The sequence below is a fragment of the Armatimonas sp. genome, from assembly GCF_043760365.1.
GTDB lineage: Bacteria > Armatimonadota > Armatimonadia > Armatimonadales > Armatimonadaceae > Armatimonas.
Genome location: NZ_JAYUPA010000440.1, coordinates 1 through 4,814 on the forward strand (window position 1 = coordinate 1; position 4,814 = coordinate 4,814).

Annotated in this window: 7 protein-coding genes; 5 read left to right on the plus strand and 2 right to left on the minus strand. The window is 56.8% G+C overall.

The window, feature by feature from the left end; translation table 11 throughout:
• The 3 genes from ACH2EH_RS10325 to ACH2EH_RS10335 all read left to right on the plus strand — a co-directional run.
• Window positions 1-342 (plus strand): helix-turn-helix domain-containing protein (locus tag ACH2EH_RS10325; protein WP_395141375.1); only part of this gene is annotated, 342 nt, incomplete at its 5' end.
• Between the two features lie 87 nt (window positions 343-429).
• A complete protein-coding gene (locus tag ACH2EH_RS10330; RefSeq protein WP_395141377.1) occupies window positions 430-1,278 on the plus strand; it encodes a transcriptional regulator in 849 nt (282 codons plus the stop codon).
• Window positions 1,275-2,252 (plus strand): nucleotidyl transferase AbiEii/AbiGii toxin family protein, encoded by a 978-nt coding sequence (locus ACH2EH_RS10335; RefSeq protein ID WP_395141379.1) that lies wholly within the window; start codon window positions 1,275-1,277, stop codon window positions 2,250-2,252. The genes ACH2EH_RS10330 and ACH2EH_RS10335 overlap by 4 nt, the downstream gene beginning before the upstream one ends.
• A 41-nt stretch (window positions 2,253-2,293) precedes the next feature.
• Here ACH2EH_RS10335 and ACH2EH_RS10340 read toward each other — a convergent pair whose 3' ends face one another.
• Both ACH2EH_RS10340 and ACH2EH_RS10345 read right to left on the minus strand, forming a co-directional pair.
• The gene (locus ACH2EH_RS10340) at window positions 2,294-2,497 is read right to left on the minus strand and encodes a hypothetical protein (protein ID WP_395141381.1); all 204 of its coding nucleotides are present in this window, start codon (window positions 2,495-2,497) and stop codon (window positions 2,294-2,296) included.
• Between the two features lie 301 nt (window positions 2,498-2,798).
• A complete protein-coding gene (locus ACH2EH_RS10345; RefSeq protein ID WP_395141383.1) occupies window positions 2,799-3,191 on the minus strand; it encodes a helix-turn-helix domain-containing protein in 393 nt (130 codons plus the stop codon).
• 94 nt (window positions 3,192-3,285) lie between these two features.
• On the opposite strand from ACH2EH_RS10345, the gene ACH2EH_RS10350 reads away from it, so the two are divergent.
• Together ACH2EH_RS10350 and ACH2EH_RS10355 are read left to right on the plus strand one after the other, a co-directional pair.
• Window positions 3,286-3,918, plus strand: coding sequence for a hypothetical protein (locus ACH2EH_RS10350; RefSeq protein ID WP_395141385.1), 633 nt, complete (start codon window positions 3,286-3,288; stop codon window positions 3,916-3,918).
• Between the two features lie 52 nt (window positions 3,919-3,970).
• A partial coding sequence (locus ACH2EH_RS10355; protein WP_395141387.1) for a histidine kinase N-terminal 7TM domain-containing protein occupies window positions 3,971-4,814 on the plus strand: 844 nt, incomplete at its 3' end.

Sequence of the window (4,814 nt, forward strand, 5' to 3'; positions counted from 1 at the left end):
CGTGGTGTTTTATACTGTGTGATTATTCCCGTGGTTTGTATCCGCTTTTTCTTCAATCCTATTGGGATGCAAAAGAGAAAAACTCTGGAGAATCGCGACCCTCTTCTCCAAGCAGTCGCGGCAAGAATCCGGGCGCTTCGTGAAGGAAAGGGAATAGCTCAGGAAGTCTTTGCCTACGAGGCGGGGATAGACCGGAGCTACTACGGTGGGATTGAGCGGGGCAAGTACAGCCCGACCGCCATCAACTTAGCGAAGATCGCAGTGGCGCTCGGGGTCGAGGTGGGGGAGCTGTTTCCCACTTGCGAGGTGCTGCGCGACCTTCTCAGAATCGAGCAGTCATAGCCCAGTTAAACCAGGAACCGACAACTCTGTTTGACAGATACTATTGTAGGTAGTAAAATAAACCTATCTTTCAATAAATTTTGTCAAATGGAGATAGACGCCTTCTTTTCCCAGTACCCGCTTTTTACCACCGAGGAGCTAGATCGCTTCTTGGCGATAAAGCGTACAGAAAATGCAGCACCTGAGCGGCTTGCCCAGGCCCGAAAGGCGTTGCTGAGCTACCATAAGAAGGCGGGGCATGTTCTGCTCGTCCGACGCGGGCTTTATGCTACAGTGCCTGCTCACAGAACCCCCGCTCAGCAGCCGGTAGATAGTTTTCTCATTGCTTCTCGTCTTACACCCGATGCAGTCATCGCCTACCATGGGGCGCTTGCCTTGCATGGTCTGGCACACTCACTCCGGGAGGAGATCGTTGTGCTCTCGGATCAGTCGTTTGTCAACCCCTTGCGCTTTCGCGGAACCCTCTATCGCGCCGTGCCGCCTCCGCGTGAGCTGCCCGTTTCCGATGCACTGACTTTAGGCATTGAAACTTGGGATCGGCAGGGACTCTCCGTTCGAGTTACCGACTTGGAGCGAACTCTCGTGGACTGCCTGGATCGTCCGATGCTCTCGGGTGGCTGGGAAGAGGTCTGGCACTCGCTGGAAGGGCTGGATGCCTACCTGAATCTGGCGCTACTGCTGGAGTACACCCTGAAGCTGCGCACAGCAACGACAGCGGCGAAGGTGGGTTACTTCCTGAGCCAGCACCAGGAGCGCCTACGGGTGCCAGAGGGAACTTTAGAGCGCCTGCGAGCGCACCGCCCCAAGCGAGCACACTACGTGCTTCGAGATAGGATTGTGGGTCAGGTTCCCGGACGCGCCAAGTTCATCCCCGAGTGGAACCTGATGGTTCCCACGCTCTTGGGTGAAGAAGCCTATGAGGAGATTTTGGCATGAAGTTTTCTCGTGAGCAGCTGGAGGGGTATGCGGGCACTTTAGGCTTTCAGGTCAGTGCACTGGAGAAGGTGGTGCGCCTGGTGGAGTTCCTCGTGGCTTTCAGTGAGCATCCGACCCTGAAGGACGTTCTGGCCTTGAAGGGGGGGACGGCGCTGAACCTGTTTGTCTTTGACCTACCGCGCCTCTCGGTAGATATTGACCTGAACTACGTGGGGGAGCGTGAGCTGGTCGCGATGCAGGCAGCACGTCCTGGCATCGAGGCGGACATCGCTCTCATCGCTCGGCGGTTGGCTCTTCGTGTGCAGGCTCCCAAGTTCGCCCATGCCTTAACGAGCTGGACTTTGGGCTACACCAATGTGCTGGGGAGTCAGGATTCGCTCAAGGTGGAGGTGAACTACCTCTACCGGGTTCCTCTGTTTGATCTAGTGCGCCGTGACAGTCCGGTAAGCCTTCCGATTCAGGCGCGGGGCGTTCTGACGATGAACGATTACGAGCTGGCGGCGGGCAAGCTGACGGCGCTGATTGCCCGTCGTGCGAGCCGTGATCTCTACGATACGCACCTTCTTCTGACAACGCGCTCGTGGGACATCCCAACTCTTCGTCGTGCTTTCGTGCTCTACGGTGGCATGAACATCGAGGACTGGCGCAAGGTGAGTATTGAGGACATCGACAAGTCTGTGGATCGTCTGGAGGGTGACGTCTTGCCTCTGCTTCGCGGTGCTGCTGCCCAGCATTTCCGTGATTCCGGTATGCCGGGTCGTCTGCTTGCCGAGACGAAGGAGGCGCTCGGTGTGGTGCTGCCTCTGAGTGAGGGAGAGCTGGCGTTCCTTGAGGCGCTGGCGGGTCGTGGCGAGATATTGCCTGAGCTTCTGGGTATGGATGGTGACGTTTCGGAGTGGGTTCGTGAGCATCCTGGTCTTCGTTGGAAAGCGCTCAATGTCCAGAAACTCAATAAACTCCGCTCCTCCAGATAGAAGCTCCGTATTCTGCTTGAACAGCGGAGCTTGGATTTGACTTACGCGGCTTGGCGGAAGGAGACGGTTCCCGATGCGTTCACGCCCACGATTAGGCTTCCCGCCAGTACCCCATCGAGCAGTGTCTGGTTGAGCGTGAGAGCAACCTGGCGCTCGGCGGCGTTTAGAGTCTTGGCGCGGCGCACCCTAGTGGTGAGCGTCTTTAGCTCCTCCGCTTCCGCATGAACCCCTCGTGCCCAGAGCACTACGGCAAGCGCCTCTTCCTGACTTGCACAGTAGCACCTCGCCCTCGAAGTAGTGAGTCTATGAGAATCTGGGCTTGGGGCCCATGATCCACCACAGAGCTTCTACGCCGTCGCCTAACCACAGGCGCTACTATTGCCACCGTCTCTTCCACTGCCGCCACTTCGATAGCAGCTTTCGGTCGTCGTCCCATTTTTATTTTCCTTTATGTCCGCGAAGTCAATTTTGTTTGCCTGATCATTGACTTACTTTGTGATTGCCAATGGATTGTTTGTACCTAAAACCTGGAGATTCTGAGAAGCTTTAGTCCAGGTTTTCCTCAGATAAATTGGCAAGCAAACCACCCATTTCTACTTGGCTGGGGAAGAGTTCACCGACTTCAACACCAAGTGCTAGGGCGATGCGAGCTAGGTTGGATGCGGTGATATTGTAGCGGCCCCGCTCGATCGAGCCATACCAAGCACGGTTGAAGCCCGCCTCATAAGCAAAGGTTTCTTGAGCCATGCCTTTTTGCTCTCGTCTCTGGCGGATACGCTTGCCAATGGCAACCTGCAATGCCAGGTTACCTCTTGCTGTAGTGGGAGCAGCCGCGGTACTAGTTTCAAGCTGACGTAATGTCTCTTTATGTTGGGGTGGCATCTTATCAGACTGGTCCGAGTTATCAGACTGGTCCGAGGTCTTATCGGGTTGTTCCATACCCAGCACCATAATGAACGGGTGTATGAAGTGCCACAGCATAAAACAGCACTGCATAATCACACACTGTATAAATACGGTATACTGGCACTTCATGAGTGCAGTACTGAATCTTCGTACCGACCAAGCGACCTGTGCGCGGTGTCATGAGGTCATCACCTTGTTCGAGCGGATCGCTGCGGCAGAAAGCTGGCAGCCGGGCGATCAGCTTCGCGCACATGTGGAGCGCTCAGTATACTTTGGCGTCTGGAATGGTGAACTACTTGTGGGCGGACTCCAGCTCGTCACACCCGATGAAGCAGGTGAGGTTCCCACTCACCAAGTCTGGCCCGAGCTTGCCATACAAGATGCCACTTCTGGAGTACTGCACGCGGCGGTTCTGGCGGTGCTTCCCGAGTATCGTGGCAAGGACAGCGGCGCGGCGTTCTGGCAGCTTGGCTCGGCACTGTGGCGCTACTGCGTGGAGAACCAAGTCAAGACTGTCTGGCTTGAAGCAACGCCTAAGATGCTTCGGTGCTATCGCCTACTGGGTTGGCCGCTCGTGGTAATCGGGGAGCTTCGGGAGCACTGGGGAGAGGCCTGCTACCCCTGTAGTCTGTCCGTCCGCGAGGTCGCTGGATCGCTGGCCGAGCGTGCCCTCGTCTCGACAACTTACCGGAGCATCTTCACTGCCGCCCTACAGCCTAAAGCTACAGAGCTGCAGCCCAGGCCACTTGCAGCGGCTTGAGGCGGCACGGTAAATATGCGACGATGGGGTAGATGAACTCTCCCTTTGCTCGATGAACTCGATCCTCGCCGAAGTCCTGTACGCTCTCTGTGCTCTCTTGCTGGCGGGTGCCTCGATCTTCCTTCTCGTTCGTGAGGGCAGCTCGCCCGTTGTGCGCTGGTTTGTGGCCTCGTGCCTAGCCCTCCTCGTCTGGGTGGTAACCCTATTCCTCTTCGGACGCTCAGACGATCCTGGTTATGTTCTGTTGGTTGGCCGAGTGAACTTCGCCGCCGTGAGCCTTGCAGTCTACTTCGGCTTTAGGTTCGTCAAGGCCGTTGCTGCTCTCCCTTCCCATGCCAGCGATACCTGGCTGCTCTGGCTCTCGGTTGCCCTTGCCTTCATCAGCGCTACTACCCCCTGGATAGACAAGGCTGAGCTGGTCGGCACGGGTATTACTGGTGGGCATGAGACGGTCTACGGGCCGCTGTTTGCGCTCTACGTAATCCATGTCATCGGGATACTGGCCGCGACGCTGTGGCTGGCGTTTCGCTCCAGTGACTGGGTAGCTTCCCCGCACCGAGATAGGCTCCTGCTACTTGGCTGGGGCACTCTAGCAACCGGGGTGATCTCTCTGGTGACCAACGCCCTTCTTCCCTATACCTTCAATGACTTCCGTTGGATTGATGTCGGACCGCTCTCGACCTTGCTTTTTCTGCTCTCTGTTGCCTACGCGGTGATCCGCCACCAGCTCTTCGATATCCGTGTCTTCATTCGCCGTGCCGTGGTACTTGGCGTCGCGCTCTCGATGGTTCTGGCTTGCTACAGTGCTTTGGTACTCCTGGTCACGGACACGTTCGCCTCGTCCGAATCGGGCGGGGTAACTCGATTCGGCGTGTTGGTTCTTGCCTTCTCCTTCG